The sequence below is a fragment of the Mesonia ostreae genome, assembly GCF_031845265.1.
GTDB lineage: Bacteria > Bacteroidota > Bacteroidia > Flavobacteriales > Flavobacteriaceae > Mesonia > Mesonia ostreae.
The window spans coordinates 147,261-173,624 of record NZ_JAVRBG010000009.1 but is presented as its reverse complement, the minus strand read 5'-3'; the positions used below and the strand labels follow the sequence as shown (position 1 = coordinate 173,624).

Here is a 26,364-nt window from a genome sequence, read left to right as displayed (position 1 = left end):
AATTTTGATACACCATTAGAAATGATGGAAAAACTTTTGTTTAACTCAAAAGTTGCGTTTATTACTTGAATCTAGCAAAGCTTTTTAAGAAGCCGATTGATATCCGCAGAAAAATTAAAATAATACGTTCCTGCGAGATAAATCAATCCGATTACCGAAGACCTTATGAGAATATCTACTATGGGATTAAACTTTAACGGAATCAAATAGAATACCGCTCCTAATACTGTCACAAAGCCTAAGACCTTAAAAGTACCTAAAGTTATGGGTTGCATATTAAATTTCCAATATACAATTCCTAGTTTAATGGTATTATATAACGCAAAAGCTATAAAAGTTGCTATAGCAGCACCATAAATTCCGTAAAGAGGAATCAGTACTATATTCAGTATTAAGGCTAGAATAACGATAATAATTCCCGAAAACAGTACCATTTGGTAATAATCAGAATTAAACAAAATACTGTTGCTATTTCCTAAAAGGTTGTCATATAATTTATTAAGCGACAATAACACAATGATTGAAAATTCTATTTGATATTCCTCAGGGATCAACGCATACAAATCTTCCACATTGATGACTATTAAGAGAAAAATAAGTCCGCTTACCACCAACAAGTTAATGGAGCTTTTTTGATATAAATCCTTCAGTTTATCAAATTCCTTATGGTTTAAATATTGCGCTGTAATGGGTAAGGTAATTTGATGCATCGCTCTAGAAGGAACGGCAATTACAGAAGCGATATACACCGCGATTCCATAAACAGAAACCTCTTCTATAGGTAAGTAATGCTCTATCATAACCTTATCTAAATCTAATAAAGCGGTAGCGATAGAACCGGCAATTATGATTAAAAATGAATATTTAAAAACTTGAATTTTATTTTGAGGAAATTGAAATCTTAGTTTTGGTGGCAAAAGCCAATACGCATAAAGTTTTATAATAAGTGTTCTTAGCACATAAACCCCTGTTAATAGATAGATAAACAAGCTTATGTCTATAATATTATAATAAAATAAGATTAAAAATATAGTCACAAATAAGCGATGAAAAACTTCTTTCATAAAGTTTCCGAAAACGCTTTTTAGCTTTAATTTACTCCAAGCAAAAAAGACTTCAAAATAAGCGACAGCAATCGCAATGACCAGAATAAGCCATACATAAGGTCGGACTAAAGTGTTGGAATCAAAATAATTTAAAATTTGCTGCTGAAAGAGGTAACTAATGATGCCTATCACTGCTCCTACTGCTAACGGAAGCAGAATTGCCAACGTAAGAAGCGCATTTTTATCTTCTTCGTTTTTATAAGACGTGTAAAACTTAATAATGGTATTGTGAACGCCAAATCCCATAATGGGCCAAACCAGCGTACTCGCTGAAAGTAAATAAGTGATTAACCCATAATATTTAGGTTCAAAAAAATGTGGATATAAAATAAGGACATTAATGGCACCAATCGCAAAACCGATGTAGGTTACCATCATATTTTTAAAAGACTGATCTAGAATAATCCCCATAGTATTAATCTTTATGAATAACAGAAGCCAACTGCGAAGTCAATTCCTTACGATGATATGCCCCAATTGATGTTTTCTCTACCTTCAATTGTTGCGATTGATAGTGATGAAAGTAGTTTAAAATTCGTTCTTTTAAGCCGGAATAATCTTCATGAAGCAAAAAAGAATCTCGCTGTGTCTTTTTTAAAATCTCTTCCACATCCCAATTTTCTGGACCTATCGCTAAAATAGGTCGGTTGCTTTTAAGATACTCAAAAAGCTTTCCTGGGATAATTCCTTGAGTTAGTTCACTGTCAATTTCTACCAAAAGTAATACTTGAGATGATTTTTGATAATCATATATTAACGAGTGTTTTATATAACCTAAATAATTATAATTTTTATCCAAACCATAAGTCTTTAAATCTTCTAAAACTTCTTCACTCACTTTTCCTATAAGCTGTAGTTTAAATGCTTTTTTAAATTCAGGATTATCGATACAGAGATCGCTCAATACTTTCCAAAGCATCTCCGGATTTCTTTTTGAAAGCAACGAACCTATATGAGAAATAGTGAATTTTTTATCTAGCTTAACTTTCTCTTCTACTACTTCTCCATCAAAACCATTGGTAATGGTAATTACAGGCCGATTGGTTTTTGCTGAAAACTCTTGTTGAGTTTTAAAACTTGTAACGATAACGGTACTGGCTTCTCGCAATACCTGCTTTTCTAGTGCGATGTGTCTGGCTTTATTTTTTTGTGTAAGCTTTAATTCTTGATGATACCCAATCGTAGTCCAAGGATCTCTAAAATCGGCTATCCAGCGAACGCCTAACGCCTGTTTTAACTGCAACCCTATAAGGTGCAAACTATGTGGCGGACCCGTAGTAATTAGGGTTTCAATATTTTCTTTCTGAATAAAATCTTTTAAAAATTTAACCGATGGTTGTACCCAAAATTTTCGGGCATCGGGGATAAAAAAATTTCCTCTTATGTATAACAAAGTTTTTTCTAAAAAAGATTGTTTCTTGTCTTTTCGAATAATTCCGGAGCTAATGGTTTCGGTTTTAGCTTTAGAAAAGACTTTTGCTGCCGCGTAAGGCTCAAAAATAGGCTGCTTAATCACTTGGATAGAGGAAGAAATTTCATCTAACAATGACACATCTACTATAGGATAATTAGGGTTTTGGGGAGCATAAACAATAGGTTCTATTCCAAACTCTGGTAAATACTTTACAAACTTTAACCAACGCTGAACGCCAGGACCACCTGCGGGAGGCCAATAATAAAGAACAATAAGTACTTTTTTGGGCATCTAGGTAGTTTTTTTCCTGTTGGTATAAAACACACCAACTAAAATAAGAAGTATGAAAACAATCCCACTCGCCAAGGTAATCATACTTCCTTGCTGCACCACTTCTGGTTGAAATTTAAACACCAACTCATGATTCCCTTTGGGTAACATAGCCGCTCGTAAAACATAGTCTGCTCTAAGATGCTCAATTTTTTCTCCATCTACATAAGCATGCCATCCGTGGGGATAATAAACTTCTGAAAATACTGCCAATCGATCTTCTGTTAGCTTATACTCATAAACCAACTCGTTAGGTTGATAACTTTTTAATTGAATGATATCTGTTGAATGATTCTCAAAACGCTTCCGCGGAAGCATAGCCGCAAACTTCTCCTCTACTACCGCATTTTTCTTGGTATTAAGCGAATCTAAGGCCAAAATAGCTTCATTGGCACCTTTAACCATGCTTACTTCATCTACAAACCATGCATTTCCGTTGGCTTCAGGATTCATTTGAGCCATGGTTTTTCCTTGGTTAGAAATAATCATGTATTTCATATTCAGCATATCCAAGACTTCTTGATTTCCGTTGGCAATATGAAAATCGAATAGATCTTGAATTCTTCCTGGTTTGGCTGCATGATAACCTCCAATAGACTTGTGAAAGTAAGAAGCTCTAGCCGAGTTAAACGGACTTCCAGAAACATCGAGCACACGATGATGTCCTTTATCTTCTAAAATTTGAGCATCTGCAGAAGTTTGCTGAAAAGGTTGCTCCATCGCTACTTTAGATACAAAATCATCATTATTAACGTAGCGTCTATCTACGGCTACTAAATCTATAACTATTAAGATTCCTAAACCGGCAATGGCTAAATTCTTGGAAACTTTTTCTTTAATGAACGCCCAAATAATTCCGGCGCAAGCCAAAACAAAAAACAGTGAGCGCAAGGTATCTTCCGTAAAGATAGCTTTACGGTCTTCGCGTAAGCTTCGTACAAAATCGGGTCCTACTTGTTCAATTAACCCGCGATCTCCTTTGCCGGTAAAATCAAGAAACATGGACTTAAAAAGTAAGAACACCAAAGCTAAACCTCCTACAACGATGGTACTATTTTTAAGTGCTTTTAAAATTTCTTCTTTGGTATAATTCTTCTGGAAAACCTGCGCCAATGCATAAATTCCTAGAATAGGCACACACAATTCAATAATAACTTGTATGGAAGAAACCGCTCTAAATTTGTTGTAAAGCGGTACATAATTGATAAAAAACTTGGTGACAAAAGCAAAATTATCTCCCCAAGATAAAATTAAAGCCAAAATAGAACCGCCAACAATCCACCATTTAAGTCTTCCTCGAATCAAAAATAAAGCAAAAACGAATAAGAAGATAAGGCTTGCTCCAATATATGCCGGCGCGCCAATATAGGTTTGATCTCCCCAATAGGTAGGCGCATTTTTTATAAAATCTTTGGCCTGCTGCGGACTCGCCCCTATTTTTAACAAAGATTCATAAGAGGCAGAATCTTCGTCTAATTTCTCTGAGCTTGAACCACCCATAAATCTAGGAATAAACAAGTTGAAGCTTTCGGCTATTCCGTAGCTATATTCGGTGATGTAATCATATTCAAGACCTGCTTTTTGAGTTTTTTCAGTTCCATCTGCGTTAATCGTAAGTCCGGTGTTACCGCGCGTACTAAACTCGCCATATTCTTGCGTCGCCATTAAGCTAGTCGCATTTACGCCAACGGCAATAACTACGCCAACAACCATAAAAACTAATGCTTTAAAGAACTGCGGAAGTTGTTCTTTTTTATAAAAATCGATAAGATAAGCCAAACCTAAAACCAATACTAAAAGCAGTAAATAGTAGGTCATTTGTGGGTGATTCGCATTAATTTCTAAAGCCATTGCAACCGTAAACAAAAGCGAACCTTTAAAATAATTACCTTTAAAGCTATAAATAATTCCCGCCAGGACCATTGGCATATAAGCAATGGCATGCGCTTTGGCATTGTGACCAACTCCCAGAATAATAATTAAATACGTACTAAAACCAAAGGCTAAAGCGCCTAAAAAAGCGATCTTGTAATCTACTTTTAAAACTAAGAAGAGAATATAAATCCCTATAAAATAAAGAAATAAGTAATCTGCTGGTCTTGGTAAAAACCGAATTGTTCTGTCAATTTCTTTTACAAAATTATACGGATAATTAGCCCCCAATTGGTAAGTAGGCATTCCTCCAAATGCAGAATTGGTCCAGTAAGGCTCTTGTTTTTCGCTTTCGCGGAAGTCATTCTGCTCCTTAGCCATTCCGGTATATTGAGCAATATCACTTTGATAGATTACTTTTCCTTGTAAAACTGGACTAAAATAGGCCAGCGCAATGATTATAAAAGCAAAAACAACAAAAAGATGCGGAAGTAATTTTTTATAGTTGAAATTCATTCAGAAGAAATTTAAAAAGTAGAAGTGTGAAAATTAGTCAATTTCTTCGTATTCAATATATTCTCCCACGGGTTTCTTATTTTTTCTTGACGTTTTGGGTTGATGCTGAATTTCGGGCTCTCTTTTATTGGATTGATTAGGCGGACGAAAACCTTGCTGAAAACTCTTTCCTACCTTCTCTCCCATTTTTTTCATGATGTATTTTAAAATCATAGGTTTAAAAAGCTTGAACAAAAATTTTATACCAAAGTAAACCATAACTATGATAAGTATGGTTTTTAATAGTCCTGTAAAAGAAGCTAAATACATAAAGTCCAATTTTTGACAAAATTATTAATTGTCGCGCTTAAAAACATCTTTTAAATGATAAAAAATAGCAAAAATCTATATATTTGGATGAAATTATTTTTTTATGAAAAGATTATTTATTGCATCGCTATTTTCACTGGCTTGTTTTTACACACAAGCTCAATATACAGAAACCATAAACTCCAATCGACCTGGAGATTCCCAAGGTGCATTTGCGGTAGGAAACCAAGTGTTACAATTAGAAACTGGTCCCCAATTTGGAAACGATACTCACGATTTATTAGGAATGGAAAAAGATCTTTTAGGTTTAGACTACGAGCTTAGATTTGGTTTTTTTATGGAACAATTAGAGTTTAATTTAAAAGGAACATTTTTAAGTACCACCAAACGTATGGATGTTGGCGGAGTTGAAAAAGAGTATAAGTATAGTAACTTTCAAAGCAATACTTTAGGCGTAAAGTACTTGATTTATGATCCTTACAAAAAAAGGAGTCTTGAGAAACCAAATATTTACAGTTGGAAAGCCAACAATACATTTAGTTTTAAGTGGAGAGATTTAATTCCTGCCGTATCGGCTTACGCAGGAGCAAATATTCTTTTTGGTGATAATCCATATCTTTTAAAAAACGAGTCGAGTATAAGTCCGCAGGTCGCATTAATAACGCAAAATAACTGGGGGCATTTTGTATTTGTAATGAATTTTATCGCCGATAAAGTGACTGAGAATGATCCTATTTACTCTGGGATTTTTACTATGACACATTCTATAAATGGAAGAGTTTCGGTATTTGCAGAGTACCAAGCCATAAAAAGCGATTTCTATGCAGATGATATTGCGCGTGCTGGAGGAGCTTATCTTATTACTAAAGATTTACAAGTAGATGTCTCTGGTTTGTTAAACTTTAAGAATACACCTTCTAGATGGCAAGTTGCACTGGGAGTTTCATACCGATTAGACATGCACGCAGAGGATGAGATTATCATGTCTACCGATGATAATGAGGATAAAAAAGAGAAAAAATCTAAAAAGCAAAAACGCAATAGCCAATTGGTTAATCCAGATGGAACTACCAATGATTAATTTTTATATGGATTTTAGATGAATTAGAAATTAAGCTTAGGATCTTCTTATTAAAATTCTAATCGTATCACTTATTTTTGGCGCAATTTACCTTTGGAATAGACTTATTGTTAAAAACGTGATTAAAGGTTTAATTGGCTTTCATAAAAAGTACAACGCGCAAGATTTACATAGACAACCTGTTAAATTTGTGGTTGAACACGAGCAAGAAATTTACAAATTTGCTTCAGGTTTTTATTGGCTGGGCGCGGTAATTATTTCCATAGGTCTCTTCATAGCCGATTAGTGTCTGGTCTAGATTATAAAAAACTTAAGGTTGTTAGCTTTACGGAAGCTAATTTTTAATGATGCATAAATAATTATGGATTCTTATTTCAAGCTAGTTATCCCTAGCCTACTTTTAATATCTTTAGCTTTTATTTTTAAAACTAAGAACACGATGAAAAAAATAATCATAATTGCGCTTGTTTGCGGACTTTCATTTACCTCTTGCGACGATCAAAACAATCAAAAAGAGACCGAGACTAAAGAAAATAAGCCTGTTAAAGATTTTAAGGGAGACAATACAACCCAATTAAAAAGTAATGAAATTACCCCAGATCATCTTTATAAAAGTGATAATGGAGAAATTATAGAGGTACATTTTATAAAAGAAAATGATGAGGATTTGCTCAAAATAGACAGAAAAAATCAAGACGAAGTAGTTCTGAAAAAATCTTCTAGGAATTCAGATATGTATGAAAAAGAAAACTATAGCTGGAAAAAAGATAAAGAAAATATAACTTTTTCTGAAGGAAAGAAAAGTATGAACTTGGTGCTTATAAGTCCGTTGGAGTATCAATTCACTAGTGACGATTTGAATATGACTGTCATTTACTTCAGTAAGGACGACAAAAGGTTTGTAAGTTTAGAAAAAGAAAATCAGTCTAAAATCACGTTAAAGCAAATCTCTGCTTGGGCAAAAGGTGCTGAATATGGCAAAGGGAAAGTAAAATGGCGCTCTCAAGGAAGCACAGGGGTTTTAACTGAAAATGGAGAAAAAACCACCTTTAAACAAAAAAAATAAACTAACTTACTTCTATAGATTGCTTTGCGCTTTCGCGGAATTAATTTTAGAAAATAGTATGGGTTCAAAATAGGCCTGTAAAAATTCGGTACAACCAATTCTAAAGAGCTATACTAAAACGTTTCAGAATTTGTTTTAAATCTATACATCAAAACCTTTTCCAATGAAAAAATCCATTATAAACATTTTCATTATTTCATTGTCTCTCACAATTATTGGTTTTTTAATGGATAGCGATCCTAAAGAACCGAGTATGTTGATGCGTTTCGTAGAGTTTTTCGGGATGATAGCCATGTTAAGTATCCTCATTTCCACCATTTATTTCAGTACTAGATTTGTTTACAAAAAAGTGAGATAATAAGCTTTAAAAAGTAAAGTTAGTGGATGACGAATTAATAGTACAAAGAAGTTGGTGGAATAAAAACTGGAAATGGTTTTTACCCGTCAGTATGCTTATTTTAATTGTCGCAGCAGTTTTCTTTTCTTCAGGAATAGCTGTAATCACTAACAACTATGCGCAAGCTTATTCTGATGAAGATCTTTATCAAGACGCACTCAAACACGTACAATCTAATCCTAAAGCAGTAGAAGTTTTGGGCGAGATTCAGCCGATCGATAAACTGGCGATATTGGAAGGGGAAGTTCAATACTCCAATAATAACCAGCGTGTAAATTCTACGATACGAATTGTGGGCATGAAAGGGAAAGCAAGAATGCATATTCTTGCCAACCGAGTTCAAGGGAAATGGAACTACGAAAGAATTCTAGTGAGAATTAAAAGTCCTTCTGAAAAAAGACAACACATTCCTATTATTTCTGCAAAGTGACAAGTGGAATTAATGGCTGACTTATTTGCAATTGGGACCTCTAGAATGGATTTGGAAATGTTTTACCTACAAAAAAATAATTCAAAGTTTTTAAGCAAACTTTAAGTCAGAAAATTAAGGAACATTTGACTGCTTTATAGTACTACTACTTTTAGTATATTTATTAATTATTTCTAAAGGAAAATAATTTTAAAGCTTTTATCTATGAAACAAAGCATATCACTACTCTTTCTTTTATTCAACTTCGTTGCATTTAGTCAGTCTCAAGGTAAGCCTACCTATTTCTATTTAGAAAATCAAGAAATAGATAAAGATCAGTTTTTAAAACTAGATGAAAGAAAAACCTATCATAAAGAAGTAGTTACTGATACTGCTATTTTTGTAAAAGCATATCAACACAAAAACATCGGACATTTAGATTCTCTTCAACATAATCAAATCAATCTTTTATTAAAGAAAAATATTGGTGAGAAGTATAATTCTGATAAAAAAAATATGATTCATCTTTATAGTAAGAATGATGATAAAATACAAGAGGATGCACAGTTTAAGAAGTATTGGAGATGGATTTCTATGAATAGAAGAAACTATCAATCCTATTTAATGGGAACAAAAAATTCAGAAATAAAAGCAGATGAAAAAAATAATATCTATGTAGACTCTTATGATATTTTAAGAAAGTTGTTCTTTAAAGATTCAGATTTTGACCTCAATCATTTATTGATTAAACCGAGCGGAGAAGTTTATGTTTTCTTTGGGATGGATAATATCTTGAGTGTTTTGGGTTATGCTGCTGATTAGATTTAATCCAGCACAACACCACATAAGCTTCAAAAAATTAAAGTAGAGTATTTTAATTCCGCGAAAGCGTAAAAAGAATTAAAAAAAAAGACCATATCCAACTTAAGCTGAACATGGTCTTTCGCATATATAATAACGTGGGCTTTACTCTCCCATTGAAGCTGCTACTGCGGCAGACATTTTTTTATAAGTTCCGTTTTCTAATCGCTCTCTAATAGATCCAAAAGCATCTAGAGTTTCTTCTACATCTGTCAACGTATGAGAAGCGGTAGGAATCATTCTTAACAAGATAAGTCCTTTAGGAATCACAGGATACACAACAATAGAGCAGAAAACACCGTGATTTTCTCTTAAATCTTTTACTAAGGCCATCGCTTCAGGTATACTCCCTTTTAAATATACGGGAGTCACACAACTTTGCGTGGTTCCAATATCAAAACCTCTATCTTTAAGTCCGTTTTGTAATGCATTCACATTTACCCAAAGTTTTTCTTTTAGCTCGGGCATCGTTCTTAACATATCCAAACGTTTTAAAGCGCCTTCTACCAATTGCATTTGTAGTGATTTGGCAAACATTTGAGATCTTAAATTGTATTTTAAATAATCTATAACTTCTTGATCTGCTGCGATAAAAGCTCCAGTACTGGCCATAGATTTGGCAAACGTGGCAAAATACACATCTATATCATCTTGAACGCCTTGTTCTTCTCCTGCGCCTGCTCCTGTCTTTCCTAACGTACCAAAACCGTGGGCATCATCTACAAACAATCTAAAATTGTATTTCTTTTTAAGTTCTACAATTTCTTTTAATTTTCCTTGCTCTCCACGCATTCCAAAAACACCTTCAGAGATTAAAAGAATTCCGCCTCCCGTTTGTTCAGCAATCTTCTCTGCTCGCTTTAAGTTTTTTTCGATGCTTTCCACATCGTTATGCTTATAGGTAAATCGTTTCCCCATATGCAATCTTACTCCATCAATAATACACGCGTGTGCATCTACATCATAAACAATCACATCATTTTTACCTACCAAAGCATCGATGGTAGAAACCATTCCTTGGTAGCCAAAATTTAGCAAATAAGCAGCTTCTTTATTTACAAATTCTGCTAATTCTTTTTCTAGCTGCTCGTGCAAATGAGTGTGGCCACTCATCATACGCGCTCCCATAGGATAAGCTGAACCATATTTGGTTCCAGCTTCTGCGTCTACTTTTCTAACTTCGGGATGATTGGCAAGACCTAAATAATCATTGACACTCCAAGTAATTACTTCTTTTCCCTGAAATTTCATGCGATTACTAATGTCTCCTTCTAATTTAGGAAACACAAAATACCCTTCTGCTTGATCTGCCCATTTCCCTAATGGACCTTTATCTTTATATATTTTATTGAATAAATCTTTCATAAAAAATTGTTTAATACAACCTAGAAGACAAAAATACTGAATAAAAGGCAATGTTTGGGCTTACCCGCAGTATTTCAATTCACTAAGTTATAAACAAAACAAAAGCATCCTTTGAGGGATGCTTTTGTTTTATTTTTGTCATTCGTTATTTAATAAATTCTATTTTTTCTGCATCTACATTGTTTTCACTATCAGAGAAACCTTGATCTAGCATCCATTGGTCATTATAGATTTTACTCATATAACGAGAACCATGGTCTGGAAAAATAATAACTACTTTAGAATCTTTAGTAAATTCTCCTTCTTTTGCTAATTGCTTTACTCCTTGAAAAGCAGCACCACTGGTATAACCTACAAACATTCCCTCTGTCTTTGCAATATACCTGGCGGTATGAGCACTCTCTTCATCAGAAACTTTAATAAAACGATCAATCACATCAAAATCTGTTGCCGTGGGAATTAAATTTTTTCCTAAACCTTCAATGCGGTAAGGATAAATTTCATTTTCATCAAACTCTCTAGTCTCGTGGTATTTCTTTAAAACAGATCCGTAAGCGTCTATTCCAATCACTTTAAGGTCTGTACCAAAGCGTTGGGATTGTTCTTTTAAGAAACGTGCAGTTCCAGAAATGGTTCCTCCAGTTCCGCTACAAGCGATTAAATGTGTGATTTTACCTTCGGTTTGTTTCCAAATCTCTGGTCCTGTAGTTTTATAATGAGCATCTATATTTAACTCATTAAAATATTGATTGATATAAACCGAACCTTTAATTTCTTCATGAAGTCGCTTTGCTACTTGGTAATAAGAGCGAGGATCGTCTGCCGAAACATTTGCCGGACAAACATATACTTTTGCTCCCATGGTTTTAAGCATATCTATCTTATCTAAAGAAGATTTGCTACTCACTGCCAAAATGCAGTCATAACCTTTAATGATGGAGACCATAGCAATACTAAAACCCGTATTTCCTGAGGTGGTTTCAATAATAGTATCTCCTGGTTTTAAAATACCTTTTCTCTCTGCTTCTTCAATAATATATAACGCAATTCTATCTTTGGTAGAATGTCCTGGATTAAAAGCCTCTACTTTCGCAAAGAACTCTCCGTCAATATCTTGAGTTATGCGGTTTAATTTAACTAATGGGGTGTCTCCTATTAATTCTAAGACGTTATTATAAACCTGTAAGTCTTCTTTCATATAATGAAATTGATATTAAAAAATGCATTATTTATCTTTAGGAAATAAACAAAGCACTGCAAATTTACATTATTTTTTTTAATTATGAATTTTTCCTTCTAAATCTAATAGAAAAGCATAGTCTTCTGCCACCTCCTTAAGCGCATCAAAACGCCCTGATGCTCCGCCGTGACCTGCATCCATATTGGTATGAAACAATAAAGTATTTTTATCTGTTTTTAGTGCTCTTAACTTAGCTGTCCATTTTGCAGGTTCCCAATATTGTACTTGTGAATCATGAAAGCCGGTGGTGATTAAAATATGAGGATAATCCTGAGCTTTTACATTATCATAAGGAGAATAAGATTTCATATACTCATAATACTCTTTTTCATTCGGGTTTCCCCATTCATCATACTCGCCTGTAGTTAACGGAATGCTATCATCTAACATGGTATTAATTACATCTACAAAAGGAACTGCTGCGATAACTCCGTTGTATAACTGCGGAGCTTCATTTAGCACCACGCCCATCAATAATCCTCCGGCCGAACCTCCCATGGCATACATATGCTGCGGGGAAGTCCATTTTTGGTCGATTAAATATTGGGAACACGCTATAAAATCTGTAAAGGTATTTTTCTTCTGAAGCATTTTTCCCTGCTCATACCAGTTTCTTCCTAGATACTCTCCTCCCCTAATGTGCGCAATCGCAAACACAAAACCTCTATCTAACAAGCTTAATCTGGTGGTAGAAAATGAAGGATCTACGGTATGCCCATAACTTCCATAAGCGTATTGTAAAACGGGATTAGTACCGTCCCGCTGAATTCCTTTTTTATAAACCAGCGAGATAGGAATTTCTGTTCCATCTTTTGCCGTAGCCCAAATACGCTCTGAAATATAATTTTCTTTACGGAACGATTTGTCCAAGACACTCTGCTCTTTCATTAACACACTTTCCTTCGTTTTCATATTAAAATCAATCACCGAAGTTGGTGTGGTTAGCGAGTTGTAAGCATATCTTAACGTGAGGGTATCAAAATCTGGATTGGCACCTGTCCCCGTCGTATAGGTTTCATTATCAAAAGGAATGTAATAATCGTCGGTTTTATCCCAACGCATTACCCTAATATGATTTAAACCATTGGAACGTTCGCTCACCACTAAATATTCTTTAAAAATATCTATATCTTCCAATAAAACTTCTTCCCGATGCGCTAAAACCTCTGTCCAATTCTCTTTTCCTAAAGCATCTGTAGGCGTTTTCATTAATTTAAAATTGGTGGCCTCATCTTTATTGGTTAAAATGTAGAAATGATCCTCAAAATGATAGATATTAAACTCTAATCCGCGGCAACGTTCTTGAAACATACGAAATTCTCCGCGAGGCTCATCGGCATCTAAAATTCTATATTCATCGCTCAACGTACTGCTAGAGCCTATAACCACATATTTTTTAGACTTTGTTTTGTACACATACGCATTAAAAGTATCATCTTCTTCCTGATACACCAATAGATCGTCTTTAGGATCTTCTCCTAAAACATGTTGAAAAATCTGATTAGACCTTAACGTTTTTTCATCTTTTCTGGCGTAAAAAAGTGTTTTATTGTCATTGGCCCACGTAGAGCTTCCCGTAGTAGTTTCTATCTTAACAGGTAAAATTTTACCTGTTTCTAGGTCTTTAATCTGAATGGTATATTTTCTCCGACTCACATGATCTACCCCAAAAGCAACCAGTTTGTTATCTGGACTTACATTAATACCCGAAAGCTTATAGTATTGATGTCCTTTTGCCATTTCATTCACGTTGAATAAAATTTCTTCGGGAGCTTCTAGGCTTTCTTTCTTACGCGCATAAATAGGATAATCTTTTCCTTTTTCAAAACGCGCATAGTACCAATATCCATTATGTTTATAAGGCACAGACTCATCGTCCTCTTTAATTCTGCTCTTCATTTCCTCAAACAAGTCTTTTTGAAAGTCTTGCGTATGCGCCGTCATTTGCGTATTGTACTCATTTTCATCCTCTAAGAATTTGATCACATCTGGATGCTCTCTGTCATTCATCCAAAAGTAATCGTCTACTCTTGTTTCTCCGTGGATGTGAAGTTCTTTGGCTATTTTTTTCGCTTGTGGCGGAAGTATTTCGGTTTTCAACATTTTATTCTTTTTTTTAACGAGTGCAAAGATAAAGCTTAGTTGATAAGGAAAAACGGATAGAGATTTTAATTTCTATTCCTTGCCATACGCTAATAAAAACGCTTTGAGATTGTTAAAATTTTAACGTTAAAAGTGTATGTTTATGGTTATATGATTAGTTGTAGCCAATGCAAAAAAACACTCAGAATAAATGATAAGAACAGAATTCGGAACTTTTGATGGCAACAAATGGGAAAGTGTTTCTCAATTATGTTTTAAAAATAATTTCAGAGAAGAAGCTTATCAAGAAATTAAAGCAACTCCCGGAGATTATGGAATTGAAGGCTTTACAAGAATAGGCAAAGTATTTCAATGCTACTGTCCAAATGAAAACTATTCAACAAAAGAACTTTACGAAAACCACCGAGATAAAATCACCAAGGATTTAAAGAAATTAAAGACCTACGAAAAACAACTGCAAAAAGTGTTAGGTACAACTAAAATCAAAAAATGGTATTTTGTAACACCACAGTATGCAAAAAATAATATTGTTCAACATTGCTCCGAGAAAAAAGAAGAGGTCAAACGCTGGAATTTATCAATAATTGACAACGACGATTTCGAAGTGATTTTTGAAGATATAAGTTTTCTTCATCCATTCCTTAAAACTGCGATAGAAAATTCCGATATTAAAATTGATGTTATTCCTGAATTGCCAATTGAATCAGCTGAAAAATTAAAATGGAAAGATTCGAAAATCTCTTTGATCGAAAATTCACAAAACAAAAATGCACATCGAATAAGTAATGATTCTCCAAACTATGATTTAAAGCTTGACAAATTAGTCGATTTGATTGTTGAACACTTTTTAGAAGGAAAAAACATTTTAACAAAATGGGAAGAAGATTACCCAATGGGCTATGAAAATTTTTTAAAAATCACTAGTGTAATTGAATCGGAAATCGAAGAAAGATGTATTACCAATTCAAAAAAGCCTAGTGAGTTATATGAAGATTTTAGAGTTTTATTAAAAAAAGAATTGCAAATGTCTTTTAAAAATTTAGCTCCACAAATGATTTTAAAACTAACAAATTGGGCATTGGCTGACTGGATATTTAGATGTCCGATAAACTTTGAATAAATGGAACTATACGCTGAAAAAATAACATTCTCGAAAAAACCAATTTCTATTCCTCCAGAATACAGACCTGCTTACACTATTGGATTAATAGTTCTAATATTGAAAATATGTTGTCAAGGGTCAAAATCTAGTTTACTTAAACTTCATTTAATAAATTGGGCTTTAAAAAGTGATGAGAATAGAAATTCGTTAAGAAAATTTGTATTAAGCAATTATACGGAAAGTTCGAAAACTTGGGGTATTGAACCGAGTTTGAATAGAGCCTTAAATTTTTCTATCCACGAAGGAATTTGCTCAATCACTAATGGCAAATATCAGTTATTAGAAAAGGGGGAACTATTTTACTCAAAAATAATAGAGAATTAAGAGTACCTAAATGAAGAAATTGATTTCTTAAAATTCTTAGGAAAAAGAAAAATCACAGATAATCGTATTGATTCAATCTATAAAAAATGGAAAAATTATAATGCTTAAAATTAATAACATAAAAATTGATGTAAATACCAATAATGGTCTTTTTGGCGCTTCCCATACTTTTAGGTCAGGACTAAATATTGTTAGAGGCAATAACACTAGTGGAAAAAGTAGTCTTTTCCAAGCTATTGTTTATGCACTTGGTTTTGAAGAGTTGATTGGTGGAAGATTTGAAAAAACAATGCAATCGGTTTTGAAAGACCAAGTGGAATTTCCCAAACATACATTTCATAATGTTCTACAATCATTAATTTTGTTAGAGATAGAAAACACGAATGGAGATATTATTACGATTCGTAGATTTGTTCAAAATCCAAATAGAAAATCTCAATTAATAGATGTTTATTTTGGAAGTTTATCTACAAACGATAATTTAAAAAGTCGACCAATGTTTATCCACGACAACGGTGGTGCTTCTGATGAAAACTATGGATTTCACCTATATTTAGAAGAATTTCTGAATTGGGAACTTCCAAAAGTCTTGACTAATAAAGGCGATTTACGCAAAATATACATTCAACAAATTGCTTCCAGTTTTATTATAGAATAGAAATCTGGTTGGTCTGATTTTTTTGCAACAATGCCAATTTTTGGCTTGAATAATAAAGAAGCACGAATTGTTGAGTTTATACTTGATATGGATGTTTATGGCAATAAAATGAAAAAACAGGAATTAAGTATCTCTAAGAGAATTCTTGAAAATGATTGGTCAAACTTAGGCAAAAGATTTGAGAGATTTACTGAAAAAGGAGGTGGCAAACTTGTTGGTTTTTCACAATCCCCTATGATAATAAATAACCTTCAAGAGATTAACATTCTACTTTCAAAAGATGAAAATGATTATTCAATTTCAAATTATTTAGATTTAATAATTGAGGAATTTGAAAATTTAAAACAAAATGAAACCATCTCCGTAAAAGATAAAGTTAATGGTAATGAAACCTTAATTGTCCAAAATGAAGAAAGATTAAATCAAATTAGTTTTGACGTAGAAATGATATCTAGTGAGTTAACCTTTGACAAGCAGAAATTAAGTAATTTTAATTACCAACTTGAGAACTTAAATGAAGATTTAAGAAAAAACAAAGGTGCTTCTAAAGTTCAAAAAATGGGAGCTGATATTGAATTAAAAGTTTCTGAAAATAATTGCCCTGCTTGTAATCAAGAGATAAATGATTCTCTACTTCCCCTAAATGTTAAGCAAGTTCCAATGCGTTTAGATGACAATATCGACTTTTTATCTGCTCAAATAAAGATGCTTCACGTAAACATCGAAAGTTTAAAGTCGAGAATTATAGCGAAGAATAAAAATTTAAAAAACCTTAGAGGTGCCCAAAACAATCTAAGAAGTCAGATAAGAGAACTTAAAAAAGAATTAATTTCTGATGAACGACTTCCCTCTATAGTCGATATTGAATATAGACTTAACTTAAAAAAAAGAATTGAGTTTTATTCAAAATATTTAGAAGATTTTGTTGAGCTAAAAGACGAACTTTCTTCACTTTCCGATAAGTGGAAAAGAATATTAGAAGAACAAGAAGATTTGAAAAATGACACTTTTTCTGTAAATGACTTAGATAAAATTAAAGTATTAACCAATAATTTTAAATCATTATTAAAAGCTTTCAATTACAGTAGTAAAACAATTAATGACATCGCTATATCAGATGAAAACTATCTCCCGTTAGCAAAGAAGCCGAATGACAATCTATTTTATAATATTAGATTTGATTCATCTGCTAGTGACTTTATAAGAAGTATTTGGGCTTATACTTGTAGTTTATATAAAACTTCAATTGTAAAAAATGGTAACCATCCAAATCTATTAATGTTTGATGAGCCTAAACAACAGGATATGTCAATTAACGATTTTTCAAATTTTTTAAAAGAACTATCAACTTATAAAAATGCTCAAACATTATTATTTGCATCTTTTGAAAATTCTGATGAAACGTTTAAAAAAGCTACTGAAGGTATTGAATTTCACTTAAATTATATTGATGAGAAGTTAATTAAACCAATTGCGTAAAGCACTGGCTACAACAAAGTACTATGATAAAAAACAAGTAAGAATGCTTATTTTTTTAGCAAGGTATTTCTGTAAGTTCTTTTCTATATTAATCCTGATTTAGCAAAAGCTTGTTTTAGTCATTTAAAGCAAAAAGATAAAACTTAAAAACAACAAATTGGCTTATGTGTAAAGTAAAAATTTAGTCATAACTACACACTACAAGCCATATATAAATCCGTTCTACTTCATTTTAAAAAATCGCCTTTAAAACAAAAATTTAGACTTTAATTCTTATTTTTAAAGTAAACATGATTTGCTATTAATATTCAAACTGATAAAATATATTTAGCTAAACTGCTTTTGGATACTGAAAATTCTAAAATAATTGAGTCTATAAAAAAGAATTTTAAAAAGGATAATACTGCTGATTTTTGGGATGATTTATCTCTTGAACAAAAAGAGGAAATTGACGAGTCCTCGTTGGAAATTAAAAATGGAGAAGTAACGGATTATGAATTATTTATGGAAAAACATTGATAAGTGAATAGAAAAGTTAATATTTCAAAAACCAAAAATAAAACCAAATGTATCTTCAATTTTAAATTAGTATTCATCGGGCGCGAATAGTTTTTTTAATATATTTACAGTTCACAAAAAATAGATAATTATGTTTGGAGATATGTCGGGTATGATGGATAAAATCAAAGAAACCCAAGCTAAAGTAGAAGAAACTAAAAAACGATTAGATACGGTGAGTCTAGAAGAGAAATCTAATGACGGTTTATTAAAAGTGACCATCACCGCTAATAGAGAAATTAAATCGGTTGAAGTTTCAGATGAACTTCTTCAAGACAAAGAACAATTAGAAGATTACTTGGTGTTAACCTTAAACAAAGCCATAAAAAAAGCAACCGATATACAAGAAGCAGAACTTGGAGCAGTAGCCAAAGAAGGGATGCCAAGCATCCCAGGAATGGATATGTTTAAGTAAAAAAAACGTTTTATACTTAAAAAAGAAGGTTTGGAGAACTGTGTTTTCCAAACCTTCTTTTTTTATGATGATTTTTAAAAGTTGTTTACTCTCATCTTTTCGGTCAGTGCTCGAAAGAATTAGTTTCTAAAAAGGATAACCAATAGCAAAATTAAATACTGGCTTGTCATATTCGAAATCGAATTTCTTGGCAGGCCTTTTTAACGGAGAAGCAAGGTCGAATCGTATCACAAAACCTTGTACATCTACTCGCACACCTACCCCAGCACCTATTCCCAATTCATCTGCAAAACTACCTGAGAATTTTCCTCCGGGCAAAGCTTCGTTTTCCTGTGTTAACCATACATTCCCAGCATCGGCGAAAACAGCTCCTTTTAAGAAGCTAAATAATGGAAAACGATATTCTACATTGGCTTCTAATCGTATATCTCCCGCTTGATCGTAATACGAATTTAATCCTTGTTCCTCGGGATTATACGTTCCAGGTCCTAGCGAGCGAATATGAAATGCGCGCACACTGTACGGTCCTCCAGAAAAATACTGCTTTACAAAAGGTAAAGATTTTGAGTTTCCGTAAGGCAAACCAACACCACCAAAAACTCTTCCTATCAATACATCTCCTTTAGTTCCTAGTTTATAATGATAGCGTAAATCTAAATCCGCTTTAGCGTATTGAGCATATTTTAAACCTAAAAAGGTTCTATCTCCTTCATTATTTTCTTTTGCAAAAAGATCTATGGTATTTCCCGCTATATCAAAATTAAAATTGAGATAAAATGCGCCTTTTTTAGAAGAATCTACCAATTCATTATAGGTAAAACTATAGGTGAGTCCTGCAATAAATTGCTGCTCAAAGCTTCGTTTTAAAAACGGATTATCTGCCAATATTTGATCAAATTCTTCACTGGTATTACCTAATTTTACGTAATTAATATTAATAGGATTAAGCTCGTGCGTCACAAATTTATTGGCTTTCCAGATGTAACCAAACGAGGTTGAAAATGAAGTAAGAGAATACAACTCGCTTCTATCTAAATAATCTGCACCGGCTTTTATTTGTGTTTGCGGAATAGAATATTTAAAACGATTATTAAAATCAATCGGAAACAAAAGCCTAGGAAAAGTTAGGGAAGAATTTAAACCAAACTGTATGCTTCGCAGTCCAGATTGACTTCCTTGTCCAGAAAATTGTTGCTCGAAGGCAAAGCTTCCCGTAACTCTCAAAATTTCTCCACCTCTAAATAAATTACGGTTGAGGTACGTTAGTCCAATTCCCGGTCCTGCAAAATTATTAGATTTGGTTACCGCTTGCAATTCTGCTCTTAGCGTACGTTTATTAAATGGAGACAAGCGAATATCTGCTTCTAAATGCCTATATCCGTCCTCATCTGTGATCGTATCGGTTTCGTTGTAGCGAATATTTACATACTTATAAATTCCTATGGAAGACAAACGTCTACTCGTATATTTTGAAAACAAAGGATTATATTTTTGCGACGGACGTAGTAAAATATACGGATCCATACGACGGGGTTTAAAAAACTCATTTTTTTGAATATAATGCAATTGGTCATAAACGGTGGTATCTTCCACACCTTCACCTGTATCCAAGGCTTCATTAGGGTACACATTCACTTTATCTAAAATATAGGTCACTTTAGACCTTTCTGGAACACCTTCCTTTAAACGAAGAAATAAGTCAAATTTTCTTTTATCGTATTGATTGGTATCGGCTTCAAAAATGAGAAAATTAGGATTAAAATTATAATACCCTTTCTGTTTTAAAAAATCATCTATGCGCTCTCTTTCGCTTTTAAAATGAGTTAAATCAAAACGCATGTCTTTTTTTATTAGCGTTTCTTCCATAGAAAGCTCAATATCCTTAACTAATCTTAAGCTTATAGAATCTAAAGAATCTTTTTCTACCGTAAAGGTCTCCATTTGGTAAGGCGCAGTGAGGGTAACATCATACTCCGCTTTTGCCGTTATGGCGCTGCTATCTCGCTCTACGGCGGAAGTAATCCTACTGCTAAAAAAACCATTATTTTCAAGTCTATTTTCTATAATATCTTCGGTGCTATTCACATCTACATCCGATAGATACACGGGTTCTTCGCCAAATTTTTTACTTAAAAACCGATTGATAAAGCCTGGTTTCTCCTTTTGACCTATATAATAAAAATGCAATCCAGGATAAAGTCCTAAAATCTTGGTATTGGGCTGCGGATAAAGCAGATTATCTAACTCCAATTGCAACTCTGGTTTATTCTTAATATTTAACGTGTCTTCTAGATTAATTTTTGCGCCACGGTACAAAAACTCTCCTTCGGGTACATATTTTTTTACCGCACAAGAACTGAGCAGCATCAATAAAATAACCGTTGTAAAAACAAAAGAGGACTTGATTTTGATATGCTTTCTCATTAATTTTCTTCTTCTTTTATCGCTTCCGCGGAAGTGTTTTCTTGTTCTTTCTCCTCTTTATTTGGAGTTTCTTTTTCTTCTTCTTCCTTCTCTTCTTTTTGCTTTTGCGCTTCTTCTTCTTTCTTGATTTCTTTTTCAAAAAGCTCGCTAAATTTATTAAACTCTCGGGTAAAAATTAAAGCGATACCACTAACAAATACTTGACCGTCGATGATATTTTCGTATTCGCTTTTTCTAAATCCGCGTAAGCGCCATCTTCCATTTTCGGTTAATAAATATTCTATACTCACATTACCAATCACGGGATTATCTTCTCCCGGTCGCGATTCTCCTTGCACTCCTACTTCACTTCCTGCGGTTACCACCAACCTATCATTTAGCAACTTTTTACTGGCACTAATATTTAAATCGGTTCTACTTTCTGGCGAAGAGCCTTGATAATCTGTATAACTTTCAAGTCCAAAATTAAGTTCTATTCCTGTGTCGCCAGTAAGCTTATCTGAAAATACGTTTAGTTGATCAGATAAAGCTTGATTTAAGTTATCTCTTGCCACAGTCGCGGCTCCACCTCCACTTCCATCGGTTCCAGATTGTGGGAAAAATCGGTTTAATACCAATAAAGAAAATACTTGTTTATTCAATTCATCTTCTTGTTGATTTAGTTGAGAAATTCTTCCGTAGACAGCTCCACCTATAGCTCCGCGTTCATCTTGGGGCATATCCAAACTAAACTCTAAAATAGGTTTATTCAATTCTCCTTTTACATTAAGATAAACCATAAAAGGAAGTCGTTGTTTAAACTTATTTTGTTCAGAAGTAGATTCTCCAGAAGTTTGACTCGCCATTAATCCAGAAGCCGAAGTTTTAATATCATAAATCGCTCTTACATCCAAATTGGCATTCATAGGGTCTCCACTCCAAGACACAGAACTTTCTGGCGCAATATCAAACTTTCTTTTTACAAGATTATAGAGACTCATTTCATAATGACCATCGCTAATTTCATACCTTCCAGTAAGTGTGGTTCTTCCGCTTCGTTCAATATTAAAAAATAGATTTCCTTCTCCAACCACTTGTAAATTATCTCCCGTTCTTTGATTTAAAATGATATTAAAGGTAGAATTAGGTTCTATAATGAGTTCTGTATTTAGCTCTATTCCTGTAATAACTGCGGTAACATCGTCTTCATTATGACGTGTTAAAATAGCATTAGGATCTTCTTTATTTACAAAAATTACCACTCCGTCTCGCTCTACAATATCTACTTGCGCTTCTGGTAATACATAGGTAGCATTGGTTTTTTCATCTACGGTAAGTTTCGCATTTACTTTTGGGAAACTCATTTTTCCTTTTACCGTAGCATCTACGTCAAAAACCACCTTTCCATAATAAAGTTCGTTGTCTTCTATGGTAGAATTAAGCGCTTCAAAATCATTGGCTTTGATACTTAAATCGAAAGTAGGATCTGTAATTTCTTTGGTTAAAATATCTCCATTAACGGTAAAATCATTGCTTTGTGCATCGCTAATAGAAAATTTATTAAAGTAAATACCTTCATTATCTACCTTAATAATATCTTCATTTAAGCTAAACTTGGAGTTAAGCATACTTACAAAAAACTCTGCATCATTAAAATTAACCTCTCCTTTGTAATTGATATCGTCTAAAGGACCATCTATTTTAAAGTTAGCCGCCATACTTCCTTTAGACTCTTTTAGTGCTTCGCCAGAGAAACCTTCTAAAACTACCATGGCTAACTTATTGAGGTCTACATTCAAATTAAGTTCTGGTCCCGTATTTTGCGTTATATAATCACCGCCAACGTTTAAATCTATATTATCGCCTTGTACATCTAGGTTAAAATCATATTTTTCATGACTTACTGAATTTGCTGTAAGCTGCAATTTTCCTAGCGGAACTTCAACAGCTTCAAAATCATCAATACCCATATCTGCAACAAGACCCCAATTTCCTAACGGATTTAAAATTTTAAAATCTCCATTTACAGTACCGGAAGCCAAGTATTCATCTGGATTAAGATAACTCATAAACGTAGAAAGCTCGAAATTTTTGAGTGCTATGCCTAAATGTTCTTCAGTTTCTCCCAAGTCATCGCTAAGTTTAATCTCTTGACTGTTTCGTGACATCACAAAATCTTTAAAAAGAATAGCTTCCTTAGAAATACTAATTTTATTAGAATTAGGCATTTCCCAAGGTTCTTTATTTAAAATCAAATCTGAAGGATTAATTCTAAAATAAAGATTATCGTTATCTCGCGTCATTTCAGATTGTATACGGAAAAGTTTCTCGCCTTTTGCATACGAGTTAAAATCTACATATAAAGTATCTTGAGTAAGACTACCGCTAATCGCTGTTTTGTCTATTGCCAACGGACCAGCTTCTAGATTCCCAAAACCAGCACTAAAATTGGCTTCCTCACTATTAGAATCTATATTTATTTGCAAGCTATCCAATCTATTGTTTTGATATACCAAACGCGGTAAAGATACTTTTGCTTTTAAATCTTCTTTCTCTTCATCAAAATCTACCTTAAAGTAAATGGTATCCATTTCTTTAACTCCATCAAGGAAAACATCTGTCATAATAGGCGATTCTGTAATGGTCGTTTCCATTTTTAAGTTCACAAAATGAGGTATAGAATCGTTATGAAGCGTTTCCTTAAAATAATGATTGGCATGATGCTGTAACGCCTTCATAATTTGATCTGGACTCGCATTAGAATTTAATCGCGTTTTTAGAAAGCTCCCATCAATTGCTAAAGCGGTACTGTCTTTAGTCACTTGAGTATTCATTGCGATATCTCCCAAATAATAAGGTTTTTCGTCGTACACCACCACGCCATCGGTGATATTTATCTGCGCATTGAAATTTTCAGAATTTCCTTCAAAATGACCGTCTACATATACTTTAGCTTTAATATCTTTTTTGGTAAAGCCCAAAGCATATAGATCTATACCTTCCATTTTGGCATTAAAATCTAACTTTGGAGCCACCGAATCTAAAATAATATGTGAGTCTAATTTTAGATTTACATTTTTATCTTTAAAGACAAGATTTACATCTCCTGTACCATTTACAATTTTTCCGTCGAGCTTGATGGCAGATAAATCGTAATCGTTATAGGTAAGTTGAGTAAATTGAGAATCTAAAGTGGCGTCTAAAGAGTTCATATCTTTTCCGCTCCCAGAACCTTCTAAGACTAAAGAAACTTTTCCCAGTTCTGGCATTTGTAAAATTTTACCTAAATCTAAATCGATGGTTTCCAATTTGGTATCAAAAGCAAGCTGATTGTCATTTCTAAAAGATCCGTTTACATTCACTACTCCTTCTGGAATAGTCATTTGCGCTTTCGCGGAAAGGCGGTCTAAACCGCCTTTTAACTGCCCGTCAATTTGTACCGTTTCTGGAAGACTTATTCCCAATTCCTCTTCGGAAGCAAAAACTAAGATATCTTCTTTCACAGAATTAATATTGAATTGCTGAATATCAAACATCAAATTATCCGTATCGGTGACGTTTTTTAGATTACCAGTGGCAATGACAGAAGTTTTATTCCCCCAATTTAACTTGGTGTTTTTTAATTCTAAGTTAGCTAAGGTTCCGCTGGTGTTTATTTTTCCGTAGAAATTTTTAGCCGCTATTTTTTTAAATTCTTCATTTTGACGTAATTCGGGTGAGAAGTAATAGACTTCTTTCGCATCTACCTTAAAGTTGGGAACCGAAATTTGAAAACTTGCTTTTTCTGGATTTTCAATAAAATTTTGCAAGGATGCAAAACTCATTTTTATGTTTCCGTTAAGTTTACTTTTTCTTGTTGCGGCTTTTAAATTGTTTACCTCTAGGCGCTTTTTATTTAAAGAAATTTGTGTAGAAAGTTCTTTCAGCCTGAAACCTCCCGCTTCAGCAAAAGAAAGTGCATCTAAGTTTACTACGGCGGTTTCATCTTTAGAAAGCTGTAATTTTTCTGCCAGTAAATTAAAATTTTGAAGTTTAAAAGCTAAAGGATTAAATTCTCCAGGTTTCGTTTTTTCTTCCGCTTGACGGAAAGCAATTGTATTATCTTCAAAATCTACATCGCTTACTTTTACCTCCCAATCTGGCCAAAAACCATTGTCTGGAGTTGCTTCTTCCTCCACTTTCTCTTGAACCTCTTCTTTTGGTTTTCCTGTTTTTATATCTACCAAAGAGTTATGGAGCTTTAAATTATTAATTTCTACCTGCTGCTCTTGTAAATTAATCATAGGGACTTCTGCAAAGAAATCTTCTAGATCAATAATTGCTTTTAAATCGTCTGGCTTAGCGTCATACACAGCACTCACATTCTTTAATTCTATTTCTCCTATCGCCAATTGAGGCAAGGGAACCGTATCTTGTTCTTCACTCACTAGAGGTTTGGTTTGCTGATAACTTACAGAGGTTTGACTAAGCCTAACATATTTTAACTCGTAGATACTCTTATCTAAATCGAGCTTTTTTCCTTTAACCTCTAATTCTTTTAATTTGAGTTTTAAGAAAGTTCCCGCAACTTCGTCTTGATAATTGAGGTTTATTTTCTCTAAGGCAAGGGTTCCTAAGGAAAAAGTATAAGGTTCTGCATTGGGATCTTCTTTTACTTCTTCGGTTTGTGTAGAATCCCCAGCAAAAGCTTCGATAAGGAATTGATAATTAAATCCGCTAAGGCTGTCTTTTTGAATCACGTTGGCGGTGAGTTCCTCAATTCTTACATCATCTATATTAATTTCATTTTTCTTTAAAATACTCCATAAAGGAATATCTGCCTCTAAAGATTTGGTGTAGATTAAAGTATCTCCTTTTTTATCTTCTAAAAAAAGTCCTTTTATAGAAATATCTCCCGTAAAAGTGATAAAGAGTTTTTCTATCTCTACTTTAGTTTCAGTTTTATTAGAAACGTAGTTGGTGACTTTGTCTACGATGATGCCTTGTCCCCACGGACTTCTAATAAAAAGAAGCAGTAACACAAGAATAATAAGCAGTACTAAAAAAGACTTGGCAATAATGCGCAAAACTTTTTTAAGGGTTGACTTTTTCTTTTTTTCTTTATCTTTTTGGGGTTCGCTCACACGTAATGTTATTAATTTTCAAATTTATTCAGCAAAAGCTTAACATTGTACATTTTAAGTGTTTAAATTAAGTTAAAGTTTATCGGTAATTTTTATCTTTTCGCTTAAAATTAAATCATGAGAAATTTCTTTCCAAACTGCAACAGCATATCTTTAAAAGAAATTGAGAGGTG

The 26,364-nt window shown here is 33.4% G+C and carries 22 protein-coding genes; 13 read left to right on the top strand and 9 right to left on the bottom strand.

All coding sequences use genetic code 11. From position 1 onward, the window contains the following. Positions 1 to 71 precede the first annotated feature (71 nt). From RLT85_RS10545 to RLT85_RS10530, 4 genes are read right to left on the bottom strand one after another with little or no spacing between them, the layout of a single operon-like run. Complete coding sequence (locus RLT85_RS10545) at positions 72 to 1,517, bottom strand: lipopolysaccharide biosynthesis protein (RefSeq protein ID WP_311402004.1); 1,446 nt, start codon at positions 1,515 to 1,517, stop codon at positions 72 to 74. Positions 1,518 to 1,521: 4 nt separating this feature from the next. Then, positions 1,522 to 2,811 carry a glycosyltransferase family protein gene (locus RLT85_RS10540; protein ID WP_311402002.1) on the bottom strand — a complete coding sequence of 430 codons (1,290 nt, stop codon included), beginning with the start codon at positions 2,809 to 2,811 and terminating at the stop codon, positions 1,522 to 1,524. Then, positions 2,812 to 5,238 (bottom strand): YfhO family protein, encoded by a 2,427-nt coding sequence (locus RLT85_RS10535; protein WP_311402001.1) that lies wholly within the window; start codon positions 5,236 to 5,238, stop codon positions 2,812 to 2,814. A gap of 33 nt (positions 5,239 to 5,271) precedes the next feature. Next, positions 5,272 to 5,547: a DUF4834 family protein gene (locus RLT85_RS10530; protein ID WP_311402000.1), complete on the bottom strand. Its 276-nt coding sequence runs from the start codon at positions 5,545 to 5,547 to the stop codon at positions 5,272 to 5,274. Positions 5,548 to 5,650: 103 nt separating this feature from the next. Between RLT85_RS10530 and RLT85_RS10525 the strand changes: the two genes are divergently transcribed. The 7 genes from RLT85_RS10525 to RLT85_RS10500 all read left to right on the top strand — a co-directional run bounded on the left by RLT85_RS10525 (position 5,651) and on the right by RLT85_RS10500 (position 9,322). Continuing rightward, positions 5,651 to 6,628: a transporter gene (locus RLT85_RS10525; protein ID WP_311401999.1), complete on the top strand. Its 978-nt coding sequence runs from the start codon at positions 5,651 to 5,653 to the stop codon at positions 6,626 to 6,628. Between the two features lie 118 nt (positions 6,629 to 6,746). Next, positions 6,747 to 6,914, top strand: coding sequence for a hypothetical protein (locus RLT85_RS10520; protein WP_311401998.1), 168 nt, complete (start codon positions 6,747 to 6,749; stop codon positions 6,912 to 6,914). Between the two features lie 153 nt (positions 6,915 to 7,067). Continuing rightward, on the top strand, positions 7,068 to 7,694 hold the full coding sequence (locus RLT85_RS10515; RefSeq protein ID WP_311401997.1) for a hypothetical protein: 627 nt from the start codon (positions 7,068 to 7,070) through the stop codon (positions 7,692 to 7,694). A gap of 163 nt (positions 7,695 to 7,857) precedes the next feature. Further along, positions 7,858 to 8,052 (top strand): hypothetical protein, encoded by a 195-nt coding sequence (locus RLT85_RS10510; protein ID WP_311401996.1) that lies wholly within the window; start codon positions 7,858 to 7,860, stop codon positions 8,050 to 8,052. A 22-nt stretch (positions 8,053 to 8,074) separates the two neighbouring features. Continuing rightward, positions 8,075 to 8,521 carry a cytochrome c oxidase assembly factor Coa1 family protein gene (locus tag RLT85_RS10505; protein WP_311401995.1) on the top strand — a complete coding sequence of 149 codons (447 nt, stop codon included), beginning with the start codon at positions 8,075 to 8,077 and terminating at the stop codon, positions 8,519 to 8,521. Positions 8,522 to 8,537: 16 nt separating this feature from the next. After that, positions 8,538 to 8,615, top strand: a complete 78-nt coding sequence (locus RLT85_RS15095; RefSeq protein WP_375712350.1) for a hypothetical protein — start codon at positions 8,538 to 8,540, stop codon at positions 8,613 to 8,615. Between the two features lie 110 nt (positions 8,616 to 8,725). Continuing rightward, complete coding sequence (locus RLT85_RS10500) at positions 8,726 to 9,322, top strand: hypothetical protein (RefSeq protein ID WP_311401994.1); 597 nt, start codon at positions 8,726 to 8,728, stop codon at positions 9,320 to 9,322. A 144-nt stretch (positions 9,323 to 9,466) separates the two neighbouring features. Here RLT85_RS10500 and capB read toward each other — a convergent pair whose 3' ends face one another. The 3 genes from capB to RLT85_RS10485 form a co-directional block, all read right to left on the bottom strand. Continuing rightward, positions 9,467 to 10,726, bottom strand: coding sequence for a cysteate-C-fatty acyltransferase (gene capB, locus RLT85_RS10495; protein WP_311401993.1), 1,260 nt, complete (start codon positions 10,724 to 10,726; stop codon positions 9,467 to 9,469). Between the two features lie 145 nt (positions 10,727 to 10,871). Then, complete coding sequence (capA, locus tag RLT85_RS10490) at positions 10,872 to 11,924, bottom strand: cysteate synthase (protein WP_311401992.1); 1,053 nt, start codon at positions 11,922 to 11,924, stop codon at positions 10,872 to 10,874. 78 nt (positions 11,925 to 12,002) lie between these two features. Next, positions 12,003 to 14,069, bottom strand: a complete 2,067-nt coding sequence (locus RLT85_RS10485; protein ID WP_311401991.1) for a S9 family peptidase — start codon at positions 14,067 to 14,069, stop codon at positions 12,003 to 12,005. A gap of 190 nt (positions 14,070 to 14,259) precedes the next feature. Here RLT85_RS10485 and RLT85_RS10480 point away from each other — a divergent pair, with 190 nt between their 5' ends. The 6 genes from RLT85_RS10480 (at position 14,260) to RLT85_RS10455 (ending at position 18,665) form a co-directional block, all read left to right on the top strand. After that, positions 14,260 to 15,189, top strand: a complete 930-nt coding sequence (locus RLT85_RS10480; RefSeq protein WP_311401990.1) for a hypothetical protein — start codon at positions 14,260 to 14,262, stop codon at positions 15,187 to 15,189. Further along, entirely contained in the window at positions 15,190 to 15,555 is a 366-nt protein-coding gene (locus RLT85_RS10475) for a hypothetical protein (RefSeq protein ID WP_311401989.1), read from the top strand. 67 nt (positions 15,556 to 15,622) lie between these two features. Further along, entirely contained in the window at positions 15,623 to 16,213 is a 591-nt protein-coding gene (locus tag RLT85_RS10470) for an AAA family ATPase (protein ID WP_311401988.1), read from the top strand. 45 nt (positions 16,214 to 16,258) lie between these two features. After that, positions 16,259 to 17,692 (top strand): hypothetical protein, encoded by a 1,434-nt coding sequence (locus RLT85_RS10465; protein ID WP_311401987.1) that lies wholly within the window; start codon positions 16,259 to 16,261, stop codon positions 17,690 to 17,692. Between the two features lie 342 nt (positions 17,693 to 18,034). Then, positions 18,035 to 18,211 carry a hypothetical protein gene (locus RLT85_RS10460; RefSeq protein ID WP_311401986.1) on the top strand — a complete coding sequence of 59 codons (177 nt, stop codon included), beginning with the start codon at positions 18,035 to 18,037 and terminating at the stop codon, positions 18,209 to 18,211. Between the two features lie 130 nt (positions 18,212 to 18,341). Beyond that, entirely contained in the window at positions 18,342 to 18,665 is a 324-nt protein-coding gene (locus RLT85_RS10455; RefSeq protein WP_311401985.1) for a YbaB/EbfC family nucleoid-associated protein, read from the top strand. A gap of 126 nt (positions 18,666 to 18,791) precedes the next feature. On the opposite strand, the gene tamL is transcribed toward RLT85_RS10455, so the two are convergent. Both tamL and RLT85_RS10445 read right to left on the bottom strand, forming a co-directional pair. Beyond that, a complete protein-coding gene (gene tamL / locus RLT85_RS10450) occupies positions 18,792 to 21,089 on the bottom strand; it encodes a translocation and assembly module lipoprotein TamL (protein WP_311401984.1) in 2,298 nt (765 codons plus the stop codon). After that, positions 21,089 to 26,191 (bottom strand): translocation/assembly module TamB domain-containing protein, encoded by a 5,103-nt coding sequence (locus RLT85_RS10445; RefSeq protein WP_311401983.1) that lies wholly within the window; start codon positions 26,189 to 26,191, stop codon positions 21,089 to 21,091. The genes tamL and RLT85_RS10445 overlap by 1 nt, the downstream gene beginning before the upstream one ends. Positions 26,192 to 26,364: the final 173 nt, after the last annotated feature.